Source organism: Streptococcus sp. SM5, assembly GCF_027497975.1.
In genome coordinates, this window is record NZ_JAJNSC010000020.1 from 23,039 (window position 1) to 41,245 (window position 18,207).

Genomic DNA, 18,207 nt, shown 5'->3' on the forward strand with positions numbered 1-18,207 from the left:
AAGAGAAAGAGAACCCGAGGGTTCTCTCATTCTCTCTTATTCTACTGTTTCTTCCACAGTTTCAACGGCAGTATCCACAACTACTTCTGTTGTTTCTTCATTTCCTTCTTCCTCTACTGGAGGGTTAAGGTATTCTTCTTCGTTGACAGCATGTGGTTCAAGGTTACGGTAACGAGCCATACCAGTACCTGCTGGGATGATCTTACCGATGATAACATTTTCTTTAAGTCCAAGGAGATGGTCTTTCTTACCACGGATAGCTGCGTCAGTAAGGACACGAGTTGTTTCCTGGAAGGAAGCCGCTGACAAGAAACTGTTTGTTTCAAGTGAGGCTTTGGTAATTCCCATAAGAACTGGGCGACCTGTCGCTGGAACTCCACCTGCGATAAGAACATCTTTGTTGGCATCTGTAAAGTCATTGATATCCATGAGGGTACCCATGAGAAGATCTGTGTCACCTGGATCCATGACACGAACTTTACGGATCATTTGACGAACCATTACCTCGATGTGTTTGTCACCGATTTCTACCCCTTGGCTACGGTAAACTTTTTGTACTTCGCCGAGAAGATAAGTTTCAACTGACAAGACATCACGGACTGCAAGGAGACGTTTTGGTTGGATAGAACCTTCTGTAAGAGCAGCACCACGCGCTACTTGGTCCCCAACTTCAACACGCATACGAGCTGTAAATGGAACGACGTATTCACCTTCGCCAGTTTCACCCTTAACAAAGACTTTCTTAGTACGAGTTGATGCATCTTCTTCGATAGCAGTAACTTGTCCTTTAACCTCTGTGATAACCGCTTCCCCTTTAGGATTGCGGGCTTCAAAGATTTCTTGAACACGAGGAAGACCCTGAGTGATATCGGTATTTGAGGCAACCCCACCCGTGTGGAAGGTACGCATTGTAAGCTGTGTACCAGGTTCCCCGATAGATTGGGCAGCGATTGTACCAACTGCTTCACCAACTTCAACCGCATCACCAGTCGCTAAGTTGATACCGTAACAATGACGGCAGACACCATGACGAGTGTTACATGTAAATACAGAGCGGATAGTCACTTCTTCCACACCAGCGTTGACAATTTCACGCGCCTTGTCTTCTGTAATCAACTCATTTGGACCAATGATCACTGCACCAGTTTCTGGATGTTTAACAGTTTTCTTAGTGTAACGACCATTGAGACGCTCTTCGAGTGATTCGATCATCTCTTTTCCTTCTGCGATAGAGCGGATCAAGAGACCACGATCTGTTCCACAGTCGTCCTCACGGATGATAACGTCTTGGGCAACGTCAACCAAACGACGAGTCAAGTAACCTGAGTCGGCTGTCTTAAGGGCCGTATCGGTCATACCTTTACGGGCACCGTGAGTTGAGAAGAACATTTCGAGTACTGACAAACCTTCACGGAAGTTTGAAAGGATTGGCAATTCCATGATACGTCCGTTCGGAGCTGCCATCAGACCACGCATACCGGCAAGCTGTGAGAAGTTTGAGATATTACCACGGGCTCCAGAGTCCATCATCATAACGATTGGGTTCTTAGGATCTTGGTTGGCAATCAAACGTTTCTCTAGTTTTTCACGGGCAGCACGCCATTCAGCTGTAACAGCATTGTAACGCTCGTCGTCTGTGATCATACCACGACGGAATTGTTTTGTGATTTGTTCTACACGTTTGTGTGATTCTTCAATGATTTCAGCCTTGTCATCAACGACTGGGATATCGGCAATACCCACTGTCAATCCTGCAAGAGTTGAGTGGTGGTAACCGAGGTTCTTCATACGGTCAAGTAGGGCAGAAGTTTCTGTCGTACGGAAACGTTTGAAGATTTCAGCAATGATATTTCCAAGATTTTTCTTCTTGAATGGAGGGTTGAGTTCAAGTTTGCTGATTGCTTCCTTGATATCTCCACCAAGTGGCAAGAAGTATTTAGCTGGGACACCTTCTGTTAAGTTGGCATTGTTTGGTTCTTGCAAGTATGGTAGACCCTCTGGCATGATGTCGTTGAAGAGGATTTTACCAACTGTTGTAAGCAAGACCTTGTGTTTTTGCTCTTCTGTCCAAGGCTTGTTGAGGCTGTCTGTTGCGATACCAACACGTGAGTGAAGGTGAACATAACCATTACGGTAAGCCATAACCGCTTCGTCACGGTCTTTGAAGACCATTCCTTCACCTTCACGACCAGCTTCTTCCATAGTCAAGTAGTAGTTACCCAAAACCATGTCCTGAGATGGAGTAACAACTGGTTTACCATCTTTCGGGTTCAAGATGTGCTCAGCAGCTAGCATCAAGATACGAGCTTCTGCTTGGGCTTCTTCTGAAAGCGGTACGTGGATGGCCATTTGGTCCCCGTCAAAGTCGGCATTGTAGGCTTCACAGACAAGCGGGTGCAAGCGAAGTGCCTTACCATCAATCAAGACGGGTTCGAAGGCTTGGATACCCAAACGGTGAAGGGTCGGTGCGCGGTTCAAAAGAACTGGATGTTCTTTGATCACTTCTTCAAGAATATCCCAGATACGCTCATCTCCGCGTTCCACCAAGCGTTTAGCTGCTTTGACGTTTTGCACGATATCACGGGCAACGATTTCACGCATCACGAATGGTTTAAAGAGCTCGATAGCCATTTCACGTGGCACACCACATTGGTACATCTTAAGAGTTGGACCAACTGCGATAACGGAACGTCCTGAGAAGTCAACACGTTTACCGAGCAAGTTTTGACGGAAGCGTCCTTGTTTACCTTTAAGCATGTGGCTCAATGATTTCAGTGGACGGCTACCTGGTCCTGTGATTGGACGACCACGACGACCATTGTCAATCAAAGCGTCAACCGCTTCTTGAAGCATACGCTTCTCATTTTGAACGATAATACCTGGTGCATTCAACTCGAGCAAACGAGCCAAACGGTTGTTACGGTTGATAACACGGCGGTAAAGGTCATTCAAGTCAGATGAGGCAAAACGGCCACCATCCAACTGCAACATTGGACGAAGATCTGGTGGAATAACCGGAAGGATGTTGAGAATCATCCATTCAGGTTTGTTTCCAGACTTGTAAAAGGCATCCAAAACATCCAAACGACGGATAGCTTTGACACGTTTTTGTCCAGTAGCTGTTTTCAATTCTTCTTTGAGTTCAGCAATTTCTTTTTCAAGATCTACTTGTTTTAAAAGGTCTTGGATGGCTTCGGCACCCATCTTGGCAACGAATGATCCATAACCATATTCACGCAAGCGCTCACGGTATTCGCGCTCAGTCATGATAGACTTGTGCTCAAGTGGTGTATCCTTAGGATCAATCACCACATAAGCCGCAAAGTAGATAACTTCCTCGAGAGCACGAGGGCTCATATCAAGGGTCAAGCCCATACGGCTTGGAATCCCCTTGAAGTACCAGATGTGAGATACAGGAGCTTTCAACTCAATGTGCCCCATACGCTCACGACGAACTTTCGTACGCGTTACTTCAACCCCACAGCGGTCACAAACAATCCCTCTATAACGAATGCGTTTGTACTTACCACAAGCACATTCCCAGTCTTTTGTAGGACCAAAGATAACTTCATCAAAAAGTCCTTCACGTTCTGGTTTCAAGGTACGGTAATTGATTGTTTCAGGTTTTTTGACTTCTCCATAAGACCATGAACGGACTTTACTTGGAGAAGCTAGGGTGATTTGCATACTTTTAAAACGATTTACATCAACCACTATTTCTTCCCTTTCTATTCTAAGTGAACTGCTTATTCTTCTTCAGCAGCTTCTTCTGTTGCTTCCGCTTTTGTTGCTTTCTCAGCTTCTTCAGCTTCAAAGGCTGCTTTAGCCTCTTGGGCTGCTTTTTCGCGGGCTTTTTCAAGGTCATCTACGTGGATGACATCTTCGTCCATTCCTTCATCCAAGTCGCGAAGTTCCACTTCTTGGTCATCTTCGTCTAGGACACGCATGTCAAGACCAAGAGATTGCAATTCTTTGACAAGAACTCGGAAGGATTCTGGAACACCTGGTTTTGGAATTGGTTTTCCTTTTGTAATAGCTTCATAGGCTTTCAAACGTCCGTTGATATCGTCAGACTTGTAAGTCAAGATTTCTTGAAGAACATTTGACGCACCGTAGGCTTCAAGAGCCCAAACCTCCATCTCACCGAAACGTTGTCCACCAAACTGAGCTTTACCTCCGAGTGGTTGTTGGGTAACAGTTGAGTAAGGTCCGACTGAACGAGCGTGCAATTTATCATCAACCATGTGGTGGAGTTTGATCATGTACATGACTCCGACAGAAACACGGTTATCAAACGGTTCCCCAGTACGTCCATCGTAAAGGATTGTTTTGGCATCGCTATCCATACCAGCTTCTTTAACAGTTGACCAAAGGTCTTCAGAACTTGCTCCGTCAAAGACAGGTGTTGCGATGTGAATACCAAGAGTACGAGCAGCCATACCAAGGTGGAGCTCCATAACCTGACCGATATTCATACGTGATGGCACCCCAAGTGGGTTCAACATGATATCGACTGGAGTTCCATCTGGAAGGTAAGGCATGTCTTCTACAGGAACGATACGAGAGACAACCCCTTTATTTCCGTGACGTCCGGCCATCTTATCTCCGACCTTGATCTTGCGTTTTTGAGCGATGTAGACGCGAACCAGCATGTTGACACCTGATTGCAACTCATCTCCATTTGCACGTGTAAAGATTTTAACATCACGAACGACACCATCGGCACCGTGTGGTACACGAAGAGAAGTATCACGCACTTCACGAGATTTATCTCCGAAGATAGCGTGCAAGAGCCGTTCTTCAGCTGAAAGGTCTTTCTCCCCCTTAGGTGTTACTTTACCTACAAGGATATCGCCTTCTTTAACCTCAGCACCGATACGGATAATACCCATTTCGTCAAGGTCTTTGAGGGCATCTTCACCAACGTTTGGAATTTCGCGAGTGATTTCTTCAGGCCCAAGCTTTGTATCGCGTGTTTCTGATTCGTATTCTTCAAGGTGGACAGATGTGTAGACATCATCTTTCACCAAGCGTTCGCTCATGATAACAGCATCCTCGAAGTTGTAACCTTCCCAAGTCATGTAGGCAACGATTGGGTTTTGTCCAAGCGCCATTTCTCCATTTTCCATAGAAGGTCCGTCAGCGATGAAATCGCCTTTTTCAACGGCATCACCAACTTTTACAAGAGTGCGTTGGTTGTAAGCAGTACCTGAGTTTGAACGACGGAATTTTTGGATGTGGTAAACATCCAATGAACCATCTTCACGACGAACTTCTACCTTGTCAGCATCTGCATAGGTAACTTTACCGTCGTACTGAGCAATCACAGCAGCTCCTGAATCGTGGGCTGCTTGGTATTCCATACCAGTACCAACGTAAGGTGCTTTTGGATTAATCAATGGCACAGCCTGACGTTGCATGTTGGCTCCCATGAGGGCACGGTTGGAGTCATCGTTTTCCAAGAAAGGAATACATGCTGTCGCAACGGCAACTACCTGTTTTGGTGATACGTCCATGTAGTCAACAACATTAGCTGGATACTCTTGGTTGACCCCTTGGTGACGTCCCATAACAACTTTCTCAGCAAATGTTCCATCTTCATTCAGACGAGAATTAGCCTGTGCTACAGTAAATTCATCTTCTTCATCGGCTGTCAACCAAACGATTTCGTTTGTGACAACACCTGTTTCACGGTCAACCTTACGGTATGGTGTTTGAACAAAACCATATTTGTTCAAGTGTCCATAAGATGACAAGTTATTGATCAAACCGATGTTAGGTCCTTCAGGTGTCTCGATTGGACACATACGGCCGTAGTGAGTGTAGTGCACGTCACGTACTTCATATCCAGCGCGGTCACGTGTCAAACCACCAGGCCCTAAGGCTGACAAACGGCGTTTGTGAGACAACTCAGAAAGTGGGTTGTGTTGGTCCATGAACTGTGACAACTGTGATGAACCAAAGAATTCTTTAACTGCAGCTGTTACAGGGCGGATGTTGATAATTTGTTGTGGTGTCAAGACTTCATTGTCCTGAACAGACATACGTTCACGGACATTACGTTCCATACGAGAAAGTCCAAGACGTACTTGGTTGGCAAGCAATTCACCAACCGCACGGATACGACGGTTTCCAAGGTGGTCGATATCATCTACACGACCAAGTCCTTCAGCCAAATTGAGGAAGTAGCTCATTTCAGCAAGGATATCTGCAGGAGTGACGATACGAACCTTGTCATCTGGATTAGCATTACCGATGATCGTTACAACACGGTCTGGATCAGTTGGAGCAACAACCTTGAATTTTTGAAGAACAACTGGCTCAGTCACAACCGCTGCATCATTTGGAATGTAAACAATCTTGTTCAAGTCGCCATCCAAATGGCTTTCAATGCTTTCAATCACGCTACGAGTCATGACTGTTCCAGCTTCTACCAAGATTTCGCCTGTTTCAGGGTCTACCAATGGCTCAGCAATAGTTTGGTTAAGCAAGCGTGTTTTAACATTGAGTTTTTTATTGATTTTGTAACGACCGACAGCTGCCAAGTCATAACGACGTGGGTCAAAGAAACGAGCTACAAGCAAGCTACGTGAGCTTTCAGCAGTCTTAGGCTCACCTGGACGAAGACGTTCGTAAATTTCTTTCAAAGCTTCGTCGGTACGAGAGTCCATTGGGTTCTTATGGATATCTTTTTCAACAGTGTTGCGAACCAATTCACTATCACCAAAGATATCAAAAATTTCATCATCACCTGAGAAACCAAGCGCACGAACCAATGTCGTAAATGGAATCTTACGAGTACGGTCGATACGAGTGTAGGCGATATCTTTTGAGTCACTTTCAAGTTCCAACCAAGCTCCACGGTTAGGGATAACAGTTGAACCGTAGCCCACTTTACCGTTTTTATCAACTTTATCGTTAAAGTAAACACCCGGCGAGCGGACCAACTGAGATACGATGATACGTTCACCACCATTGATGATGAAAGTACCCATTTCTGTCATGATTGGGAAATCACCAAAGAAAACTTCTTGGGTTTTGATTTCGCCTGTTTCTTTATTGATCAAGCGGAAGGTTACAAAAATTGGTGCTGAGTAGCTAGCATCGTGAATACGAGCTTCTTCTAGCGTATATTTTGGTTCCTTGATTTCATATCCAACAAATTCCAACTCCATTGTGTCTGTGAAGTTTGAAATTGGCAATACATCTTCAAACACTTCCTTAAGACCATGGTCTAGGAAATCTTTGAATGAGTCAGTTTGAATTTCAATCAAATTTGGTAAGTCAAGAACTTCTTTGATTCTTGAAAAACTACGACGGGTACGATGTTTCCCGTATTGAACGTCATGTCCTGCCAAGATGATTCTCCTTTGTAAATAAATTCCAAGCCTTGTCAATCAGGCTTTTCTAATCGTCATATGGTTTTTAAAACCCCTATCACCGTGTCCTTTTGATGAATTTTCAGAATCTTTAAGTCTTTGTTACAAACACGCGAAATCCTGAAAAAAAGCACAAAAAGAGCAGCTAAATCTGACTTTTTCAGAAGATTTAACTGCTGTGAGCCTTGTCTGGACAATATTTCAGACAAAACCTACGACAAATGATTATTCATATTATACCCTATTTAGCTAGATTTTTCAAGGGGATTGACGAATTTTTGACAAAATCTTTTCCTTTAAGAAATACTGGCTGAATCGTAACAAAATTTGTTGCTATTTTTTCTTTTAGTTTAATTTTAGGAAAACGCTTGCATATTCTTTTACTAAGTGCTATACTGATATAGAAATTTATTGATTGGAGAATCATTATGAGAAAAACACCATCTCACACTGAGAAAAAAATGGTTTACAGCATCCGTTCCCTCAAAAATGGAACTGGTTCTGTCCTTATTGGAGCAAGCCTTGTTCTGCTTGCCATGGCTACACCAACTATTTCAGCCAACGAAAATACTACAAGCAATAAGGGAACTAGTAATGAAACCACTACTGCCCTTGCACAGCCTCTTACTGATACAGCAACGAGCTCTGGTAAGAAGGAAAGTGATATTTCTTCGCCAAAAAATGCAAACGCTTCCCTAGAGAAAAAAGAAGAAAAACAACCTGCAACAGAGGCACCCACTCCGGCTGCAACTCCCGCCGATTCCGCACCACAAACCGGGCAAGAACGTTCCAATGAGCCAACTACTTCTACGAGTCCAGTAACGACTGAAACTAAGGCAGAAGAGCCAATAGAAGACAACTACTTCCGTATCCATGTCAAAAAGCTTCCTGAAGAAAACAAGGATGCTCAAGGACTATGGACTTGGGACGATGTTGAAAAACCATCTGAAAATTGGCCTAACGGAGCCTTATCCTTCAAGGATGCCAAAAAAGATGACTACGGCTACTACCTAGATGTCAAATTAAAGGGAGAACAAGCCAAGAAAATTAGCTTCCTCATCAATAATACAGCTGGGAAAAATCTAACCGGCGATAAATCGGTAGAGAAACTGGCACCAAAAATGAATGAGGCTTGGTTGGACCAAGATCACAAGGTTTTCTCTTACGAGCCACAACCTGCAGGAACTATTCGCGTCAACTACTACCGTACAGATGGCAACTATGACAAGAAATCTCTCTGGTACTGGGGAGATGTGAAAAATCCAAGTAGTGGTGAATGGCCTAACGGAACAGACTTTACGGCTACAGGCAAATATGGTCGCTATATTGATATTCCACTCAAAGATGCAGCTAAAGATCTTGGATTTTTATTATTAGACAGAAACAAACAAGGAGACGATGTGAAAATCCGTAAAGAAGATTATAAGTTCACAGATTTGAAAAATCATAGCCAAATTTTCCTAAAAGATGATGACGAAACCATCTACACCAACCCCTACTATGTGCACGATATCCGCATGACAGGAGCTCAACACGTGGCTAAATCTCGTATCGAAAGCAGTTTTTCTACCCTCGTTGGAGCTAAGAAAGACGATATCCTCAAACACTCCAGCATCACTGATTACCAAGGGAATAAAGTAGCTATCACAGACGTGGAAGTGGATGAAGCAGGTAAAAAAGTAACCTACATCGGCAACTTCTCTGACACTCAACACCCGTACACTGTCAGTTACAATTCAGACCGATTTACCACACGTTCAAGCTGGCGCCTCAAGGATGAGTCCTACAGTTACGATGGTCCACTCGGCGCAACTCTAAAAGAAGATGGCAAGCGTGTTGACCTCACCCTTTGGTCACCAAGTGCTGATAAGGTTTCTGTCGTTGTCTACGACAAGAATGACCCTGAAAAAGTAGTTGGAACTGTCGCTCTTGAAAAAGGGGAAAGAGGAACTTGGAAGCAAACTCTGAATGAAAACTCTGGTCTCGGTATCAGCAACTACACTGGCTACTACTACCACTACCAAATCGAGCGCCAAGGTAAAACTGTTCTTGCACTCGATCCTTACGCTAAATCCCTCGCTGCTTGGAATAGTGACGAAGCCAAGATTGACGATGCCCATAAAGTTGCTAAAGCTGCCTTTGTAGATCCAGCTAAACTAGGACCTCAAGACTTGACTTATGGTAAGATTCGCAACTTCAAATCGCGCGAAGATGCTGTCATCTATGAAGCTCATGTGCGTGACTTCACTTCAGATCCTGCCATCGCAAAAGATTTGACTAAGCCATTTGGTACCTTTGAAGCCTTTATCGAAAAACTAGACTACCTCAAAAACTTGGGTGTAACCCACATCCAGCTCCTTCCAGTCTTGTCTTACTACTTTGTCAATGAGTTGAAGAACCACGAACGCTTATCTGACTATGCTTCAAGCAACAGCAACTACAACTGGGGATATGACCCTCAAAACTACTTCTCCTTGACTGGTATGTATTCAAGCGATCCTAAGAATCCAGAAAAACGAATCGCAGAATTTAAAAACCTCATCAACGAGATCCACAAACGTGGCATGGGAGCTATCCTGGATGTAGTGTATAACCATACAGCTAAAGTCGATATCTTTGAAGATTTAGAGCCAAACTACTACCACTTTATGGATGCTGATGGGACACCTCGCACTAGCTTTGGTGGTGGACGCTTGGGGACAACCCACCATATGACCAAACGCCTCCTAGTTGACTCTATCAAATATCTAGTTGATACCTACAAAGTAGATGGATTCCGCTTCGATATGATGGGAGACCATGATGCAGCTTCTGTCGAAGAAGCATACAAGGCTGCACGCACCCTCAATCCAAATCTAATCATGCTGGGTGAAGGTTGGAGAACCTATGCCGGTGATGAAAACATGCCTACTAAAGCTGCTGACCAAGATTGGATGAAACATACCGATACTGTCGCAGTCTTCTCAGACGACATCCGTAACAACCTCAAGTCTGGTTATCCAAACGAAGGGCAACCTGCCTTTATCACAGGCGGCAAGCGTGATATCAACACTATCTTCAAAAATCTCATTGCTCAACCAACCAACTTTGAAGCAGATAGTCCTGGAGATGTCATCCAATACATCGCAGCCCATGATAACTTGACCCTCTTTGACATCATCGCCCAATCTATCAAAAAAGATCCAAGCAAAGCTGAGAACTATGCTGAAATTCACCGTCGTTTGCGACTTGGAAACCTCATGGTCTTGACAGCTCAAGGAACTCCATTTATCCACTCTGGTCAGGAATATGGTCGCACCAAACAATTCCGTGACCCAGCCTACAAGACTCCAGTAGCAGAGGACAAACAACCAAACAAATCTCACTTGTTGCGTGATAAGGACGGCAATCCATTTGACTATCCTTACTTCATCCATGACTCTTACGATTCGAGTGATGCTATTAACAAGTTTGACTGGACTAAGGCTACAGATGGAAAAGCATATCCTGAAAATGTCAAGAGCCGTGACTATATGAAAGGGTTGATTGCCCTTCGTCAATCTACAGATGCCTTCCGACTTAAGAGTCTTCAAGATATCAAAGACCGTATTCGCCTCATCACTGTCCCAGGTCAAAATGGTGTGGAGAAAGAGGATGTAGTGATCGGTTACCAAATCACTGCTCCAAACGGTGATATCTACGCAGTCTTTGTCAATGCGGACGAAAAAGCTCGCGAATTTAATTTGGGAACTGCCTTCGACCACCTCAGAAATGCTGAAGTTTTGGCAGATGAAAACCAAGCAGGACCAGTAGGAATTGCCAACCCTCAAGGCCTTGAATGGACTGAAAAAGGATTGAAATTAAATGCCCTTACTGCCACTGTTCTTCGAATCGCTCAAGGCGGTGCCATCGTTGCCCCAGCTGTGGAAGAAAAACCAGAATTTGACCTTTCTAGCTTAAAACAAGAACAAGAGCAAAATAACAGCCAAGACAATATGTCAAACCGAGTAGTCAAACCGGAACAGCAAACTCCAGCTCCACAAACTAAACCTGATTCTGCAAAACCAGATACAAAAGTAGCTGATGCAGAAAATAAACCTAACCAAGCTACAGCTGATTCACAAGCTGAACTACCAAATACAGGAACCAAAAATGATCACAAACTCCTGTTTGCAGGAATTAGTCTCCTTGCTCTTCTAGGTCTCGGGTTCTTGCTAAAAAACAAAAAAGAGAACTAAACTAGCCCTCCTATAGAACTATCCCCCAAGCCTTAACGCTCGGGGGATTGATTTTTATACAATATTTGTCGTCCTAATAAGCTTGATTAGGATTTTTTATTTAGCCTCTTTCATGGCAAAGTAAGCCCGAACTTTTGGTGCAACTTGAGTGCCAAAAAGTTCGATGGCTCTCAGAACTTGTTCATGTGGCATAGAACCAAGCGGTAGGTGCAACATAAAGCGGTCCAAGCCTAAATCCTCAATCATGCGAATCAATTTTTCTGCTACCTGATCAGGATTACCCACAAACATGGCTCCATTTGGTCCAACTTGCTCCAAATATTGTTCATAACGCAATTCCTGCCAGTGTGGACGGTCTTTGGAAATAGCATCCACTACTTGCTTGGTCGGATGGAAATAATCTTTCACAGCCTGCTCGCCATCCTCAGCAATCCAACCCCAAGAATGGGCTCCGACCTTCAGCTCATGACTGGCATGGCCCGCTTCGCTCCCAATCTCACGATAGGCCTGAATCAACTTTTTAAAATAACGCGGATTGCCACCAATAATAGCATAGACAATCGGCAGCCCCGCCTGAGCAATCTTCACTGTTGATTCAACATGACCACCTGTCGCTATCCACAAGGGCAATTTGTCCTGAACTGGACGAGGATAAACTTCTTTGCCAGAGATTGTTTGGGTCAATCGACCTTGCCAATCTAGTTTTATCTTTTCATTGACTAATTGAAGCAAGTCTAATTTCTCATCAAAAAGAGCTTCGTAGTCTTTCAAATCATAGCCAAACAAGGGAAAAGATTCCGTGAAAGAACCCCTTCCGGCCATAATCTCCGCACGTCCATTTGACAAAGCATCGATAGTGGCATATTGTTGGAACAATCGAATCGGATCCATACTTGAGAGAATGCTGACTGCACTGGTCAAACGAATCTTCTTGGTATTGACTGCCCCAGCTGCCAGAACAATCTCTGGCGCAGATATCGCAAAATCCGCTCGATGGTGCTCACCAATCCCATACACATCCAAACCAACCTTGTCAGCCAGTTCAATCTCTGCCAGCAACTGGCGAATGCGTTCAGCATGACTGTAAGTTTGCCCAGTCCCTTCAAGCTCCGTTGTTTCTCCAAATGTTGAAATTCCCAATTCTACCACAGTGATTCTCCTTGTCTATTCCGGTCCTTCATTTTGAAAAATTATTCTAACACGAATCTTGAGTACAAGCAACCGATTTGCTCACAAGAAAAAGCCTAGATAACTAGACTTTTTAAGCTTATTCTACCGTTACTGACTTAGCAAGGTTACGTGGTTTGTCCACATCAAGCCCACGGTGGAGTGTTGCAAAGTAAGCGACTAATTGCGTTGGCACGACCATTGAAATTGGTGAGAGGTAAGGGTGTACAGTCGTAAGGACGATATCATCTGTATCTTTGGCAACATTTTCTTCTGCAATAGTGAGAACCTTGGCACCACGGGCTGCCACCTCTTGGATATTTCCACGAGTGTGGTTGGCAAGGACTGGATCTGACAAGAGAGCCAAAACAGGCGTTCCTTCTTCAATCAAGGCAATAGTTCCGTGCTTGAGTTCTCCTGCCGCAAAGCCTTCACACTGGATATAAGAAATCTCTTTGAGTTTAAGGCTTGCTTCCATAGCTACGTAGTAATCTTGACCACGCCCAATATAAAAGGCGTTGCGAGTTGTTTCAAGAAGCTCACGAACCTTGGCTTCAATGGTTTCTTTCTCTGAAAGAGTTGATTCGATAGACTGAGCTACGATTGACAACTCATGAACCAAGTCAAAGACTTGCGCTTTAGCATTGCCATTTGCTTCTCCTACTGCTTTTGCAAGAAAAGCAAGGGCTGCAATTTGTGCTGTATAAGCCTTTGTTGATGCTACGGCAATTTCAGGACCTGCATGAAGGAGCATGGTATGATTGGCTTCACGTGAAAGAGTTGAACCTGGTACGTTTGTCACTGTCAAGCTTGGGATTCCCATTTCATTAGCCTTGACCAAAACCTGACGGCTATCCGCCGTTTCACCAGACTGACTGATAAAGATGAAGAGTGGTTTCTTGCTGAGAAGTGGCATACCGTAACCCCACTCAGATGAAATTCCAAGTTCAACTGGTGTATCTGTCAATTCTTCCAACATTTTCTTAGAAGCAAATCCTGCGTGGTAAGATGTCCCAGCTGCAAGGATGTAGATACGGTCTGCGTCTTGAACAGCCTGGATGATAGCTGGGTCTACTACTACTTGACCAGCCTCATCTGTGTAGGCTTGGATGAGTTTACGCATAACAGTTGGTTGCTCGTCAATTTCCTTAAGCATGTAGTAAGGGTAAGTTCCTTTACCGATATCTGACAAGTCTAGCTCAGCAGTGTAGCTAGCACGCTCACGACGATTTCCATCATAGTCTTGAACTTCCACACTATCAGCCTTGACGATTACCAACTCTTGGTCATGAATTTCCATGTATTGGTTGGTTTCACGAATCATAGCCATAGCATCTGAGCAGACCATGTTATATCCTTCCCCAAGACCAATCAAAAGTGGTGATTTATTCTTAGCTACGTAGATAACTTCAGGATCTTGTGAGTCAACCAAGGCAAAGGCATAAGAACCACGGATGATGTGAAGAGCTTTTTTGAAGGCTTCAAGAACTGACAAGCTATCTTCTTCTGCAAATTTTCCAATCAAGTGAACGGCGATTTCCGTATCTGTTTGCCCTTTGAAGTGGTGACCTGCAAGGTATTCTTCCTTGATTTCAAGGTAGTTCTCAATCACCCCATTGTGCACCAAAACAAAACGTTCTGTCTCAGAGCGGTGTGGGTGAGCATTGTCTTCCGTTGGTTTCCCGTGAGTCGCCCAACGAGTATGTCCGATACCAGTTGTTCCCTCAACACCAGCTGTCTTGGCAGACAATTCTGCTATACGACCAACAGCCTTGACTAGATGGTTTTCAGCACCACCTAGAACAAAAATCCCCGCAGAATCATAGCCACGGTATTCGAGCTTTTCAAGTCCTTGAATCAAAATATCAGTTGCATTTGTGTTCCCAACAACACCAACAATTCCACACATAGTATATACGACACAGACCAGCTGTGCTTTCTCCTTAAAATTGGTATAGTCTAATTCCTCTTTTATAGAATCAGCAAAAACAGTATATACTTGTTTCTTTCACTTGTCAAGAGTAAAAATTGGTATAGTTCATATCAACTTCTTATAAATAAAAAACTCTGACCAATTAGGATAATCAGTCAGAGTCCTTTTTAAAATCCATTATTATCGCTTAATTCCTTGAACCAATGCCCTGATTTTTTCAGACGACGTTCTTGCGTTTCCAAGTCTAATTCGACCAAACCATAGCGATTTTTATAACTGTTGAGCCATGACCAGCAGTCAACAAAGGTCCAAATCAAGTAGCCCTTACAGTTGGCTCCATCTTCAATGGCACGGTGCAGTTCACGAAGATGACCTTTTACAAAGTCAATACGGTAATCATCTTGAATCATTCCATCTTGACGGAATTTTTCTTCCCCTTCAACACCCATGCCATTCTCAGTCAACATCCACTCGATATTGCCATAATTTTCCTTGATATTTTGGGCAATATCATAAATCCCTTGCTCATAAATCTCCCAGCCACGATGAGGATTGATTTTACGTCCAGGCATCACATAAGGCTCGTAAAAATGTTCTGGTAAGAGTGGACTCTCTGGATGCTTAGCAAATCGAGGCGCCATAACACGCAAAGGTTGATAGTAGTTGACACCAAGGAAGTCCACTGTATTGTCACGAATGAGCTTCAACTCCTCCTCTGTAGCATCAGGCAAGAGACCGTATTCATGTAAGATTTCTACCAACTCCTGTGGATAAGTCCCCAAAACAGACGGATCTAAGAAAGATTGGGCCTGAAAAAGATCCGCAATGCGAGCAGCCTTGACATCAGCAGGATGCTGGCTACGTGGATAAGCCGGTGTCAAGTTGAGGACAATCCCAATCTTGGAATCAGGCAAGAGTTCATGACAGGCCTTAACCGCCCGACTGCTGGCCAATTGTGTATGATAAGCTACTTTAACGGCTGCCTCTGCATCCACCTTATGTGGATAATGGGCATCGTAAAAATATCCAAATTCTACTGGAACAATTGGCTCGTTAAAGGTAATCCATTGATCCACTAAATCTCCATAAGTCTCAAAACAAAAACGAGCATAGTCTTCATAGGCTGAGACAGTCGCCTTATTTTCCCAACCATCACCATCCTCTTGAAGGACAAAAGGCAAATCAAAATGATAAAGATTGACTAAAAGACGAATCCCTTTGGCCTTAATAGCCTCAAAAACCTTACGGTAAAAATCTACACCCTGATAATTGACTTTTCCACTCCCTTGTGGAAAAATCCGTGACCACTGAATAGAAGTTCGAAAGGCCGTGTGACCAGTTTCTAACAAGAGCTCGATATCCTGTTCCCAGTTTTCATAAAAAGTCGATGTCTTATCTGGACCAATTCCATTATAGTAACGATTTGGCTCCACTTGGTACCAATAATCCCAGAGATTATCTCCCTTACCGTCACCAGCTACACGTCCTTCTGTTTGTGGTCCAGAAGTAGAGGATCCCCAGACAAAATCCTTTGGAAATCTTAGCATACATTTACCTCTTTATCTACTCATTTTTCCTATTATACAGAAAAAACAAGGTAAAAACTAGTTACATTTTTTCCTTGTTTTTCTTCTGATTATAGTTTTTATTTCTTGCTAAGGATTTCAAGCGTTTCAAGCACGTTATCTGCATGAACTTCGATGGTATCACCAGTCGCTTTAATCTTCACTTCTACGATGCCATCGGCTGCTTTTTTACCAACAGTGATACGGATTGGCAATCCAATCAAGTCGCTATCACTGAATTTCACTCCAACACGTTCGTTACGGTCATCCGTCAAGACTTCGTAACCAGCTCCCATCAAGCTTGCCTCAAGCTTTTCTGTCAAAGTCTGGGCTTCTTCATCCTTAACATTGACAGTGATCAAGTGCACATCAAATGGTGCCAATTCTTTAGGGAAGTTGATTCCCCAAGCGTAACGGTATTCACCTTTTGGCGTTTTGTTAACAAAGAGGCGAGCGTGTTGCTCCATCACTGCTGAAAGGAGACGACTGACACCGATACCGTAACATCCCATGATAATTGGCACAGCACGGCCATTTTCATCCAAAACATCTGCTCCCATGCTTGCTGAATAGCGAGTGCCGAGTTTGAAGATGTGACCAATTTCGATACCACGCGCAAAGTTAAGGACTCCTTGCCCGTCTGGGGAAATTTCACCCTCACGAACTTCACGGATATCCACATATTCTGCAGTAAAATCACGACCTGGGTTCACACCAGTCAAGTGGTAGCCATCTTCATTAGCTCCCACAACTGCATTGCGAACATCTTGCACCTTACGGTCTGCGATGATTTTAACATTATCTGGCAAACCAACTGGGCCAAGTGAACCAAATCCTGCTTGCACAACACTTGCCACTTCTTCTTCGCTAGCAACGTCAAAGAAATCTGCTCCCAAGTGGTTTTTCAACTTGACTTCGTTAAGTTGATCATTTCCAACTAGAAGGGCTGCAACAAGCTCTCCATCTGCCATGTAGAAGAGGGTTTTGATCGTTTGCTCTTCTGGAACGTTGAGGAAGGCTGCAACTTCATCGATTGATTTAACATCTGGTGTTGCAACACGAGTCACTTCTTCTTCAGCAACGACACGGTTGCTTGGTTTGTACTCGTTTGTTGCCATTTCCAAGTTAGCCGCATAGCTAGATTCACTTGAGTAAGCAATGGTATCTTCACCAGAGACCATCCATTTAAGCAATTCTGCCTTGATTTCTTCTTGCACTTCCGCAGGAATTTCGTCAAATGAGGCAACTGACTTGTCCAAGACAACCCATCGATCAAGGTCTGTACGAGCAGGTGTAATAGCCATAAATTCTTGGCTGTCCTTACCACCCATGGCTCCACCGTCACCGATGATAGCCTTGAAATCTAAACCACTACGAGTGAAAATACGCTCATAAGCAGCCTTGTACTCATCGTAAACACTGTCCAAGCTATCATAGTTAGCGTGGAAACTGTAAGCATCCTTCATGATGAACTCACGTGTACGAAGAAGTCCATTACGTGGGCGTTTTTCATCACGATACTTAGGCTGGATTTGATAAAGGTTAAGTGGCAACTGCTTGTAAGACTTAACAGAATCACGGACAATAGCTGTAAATGTTTCTTCGTGAGTTGGACCTAGGATAAAGTCTGATTTTTCACGGTTTTTTAGTTTGTAAAGGTCTTCACCATAAGTTTCATAACGACCTGATTCGCGCCACAGTTCTGCACTGAGAAGGGCTGGAGCCAACATCTCAACCGCACCAATCTTGTCGAATTCTTGGCGCATGATATTTTTGGCTTTTTCAATCACACGGTTGGCAAGTGGTAGATAAGAATAAACACCTGCTGAAACTTGGCGAACATAACCAGCTCGCAACATAAGAGCGTGGCTGATAACTTGGGCATCGCTTGGCATTTCGCGAAGCGTTGGGATAGGCATTTTACTTTGTTTCATAATATTCCTCGA

General features: G+C 43.9%; 7 protein-coding genes. 1 reads left to right on the plus strand and 6 read right to left on the minus strand.

All coding sequences use genetic code 11. The features are described 5' to 3' along the window. Positions 1 to 36: 36 nt before the first annotated feature. Together rpoC and rpoB are read right to left on the minus strand one after the other, a co-directional pair. Positions 37 to 3,714 carry a DNA-directed RNA polymerase subunit beta' gene (rpoC, locus tag PAN07_RS13395; RefSeq protein WP_000228741.1) on the minus strand — a complete coding sequence of 1,226 codons (3,678 nt, stop codon included), beginning with the start codon at positions 3,712 to 3,714 and terminating at the stop codon, positions 37 to 39. Between the two features lie 32 nt (positions 3,715 to 3,746). Beyond that, a complete protein-coding gene (gene rpoB / locus PAN07_RS13400) occupies positions 3,747 to 7,358 on the minus strand; it encodes a DNA-directed RNA polymerase subunit beta (protein ID WP_269798115.1) in 3,612 nt (1,203 codons plus the stop codon). A gap of 449 nt (positions 7,359 to 7,807) precedes the next feature. Between rpoB and PAN07_RS13405 the strand changes: the two genes are divergently transcribed. Continuing rightward, positions 7,808 to 11,596 (plus strand): pullulanase, encoded by a 3,789-nt coding sequence (locus PAN07_RS13405; protein WP_269798116.1) that lies wholly within the window; start codon positions 7,808 to 7,810, stop codon positions 11,594 to 11,596. Between the two features lie 96 nt (positions 11,597 to 11,692). Here PAN07_RS13405 and PAN07_RS13410 read toward each other — a convergent pair whose 3' ends face one another. From PAN07_RS13410 to PAN07_RS13425, 4 genes are all read right to left on the minus strand, one after another. After that, positions 11,693 to 12,745 (minus strand): LLM class flavin-dependent oxidoreductase, encoded by a 1,053-nt coding sequence (locus PAN07_RS13410; protein ID WP_265465062.1) that lies wholly within the window; start codon positions 12,743 to 12,745, stop codon positions 11,693 to 11,695. 118 nt (positions 12,746 to 12,863) lie between these two features. Then, positions 12,864 to 14,672, minus strand: coding sequence for a glutamine--fructose-6-phosphate transaminase (isomerizing) (gene glmS, locus PAN07_RS13415; RefSeq protein WP_269798117.1), 1,809 nt, complete (start codon positions 14,670 to 14,672; stop codon positions 12,864 to 12,866). Between the two features lie 191 nt (positions 14,673 to 14,863). Further along, positions 14,864 to 16,243 (minus strand): 6-phospho-beta-glucosidase, encoded by a 1,380-nt coding sequence (bglA, locus tag PAN07_RS13420; RefSeq protein ID WP_000943534.1) that lies wholly within the window; start codon positions 16,241 to 16,243, stop codon positions 14,864 to 14,866. Between the two features lie 98 nt (positions 16,244 to 16,341). Beyond that, on the minus strand, positions 16,342 to 18,195 hold the full coding sequence (locus PAN07_RS13425; protein ID WP_269798118.1) for a proline--tRNA ligase: 1,854 nt from the start codon (positions 18,193 to 18,195) through the stop codon (positions 16,342 to 16,344). Positions 18,196 to 18,207 lie beyond the last annotated feature (12 nt).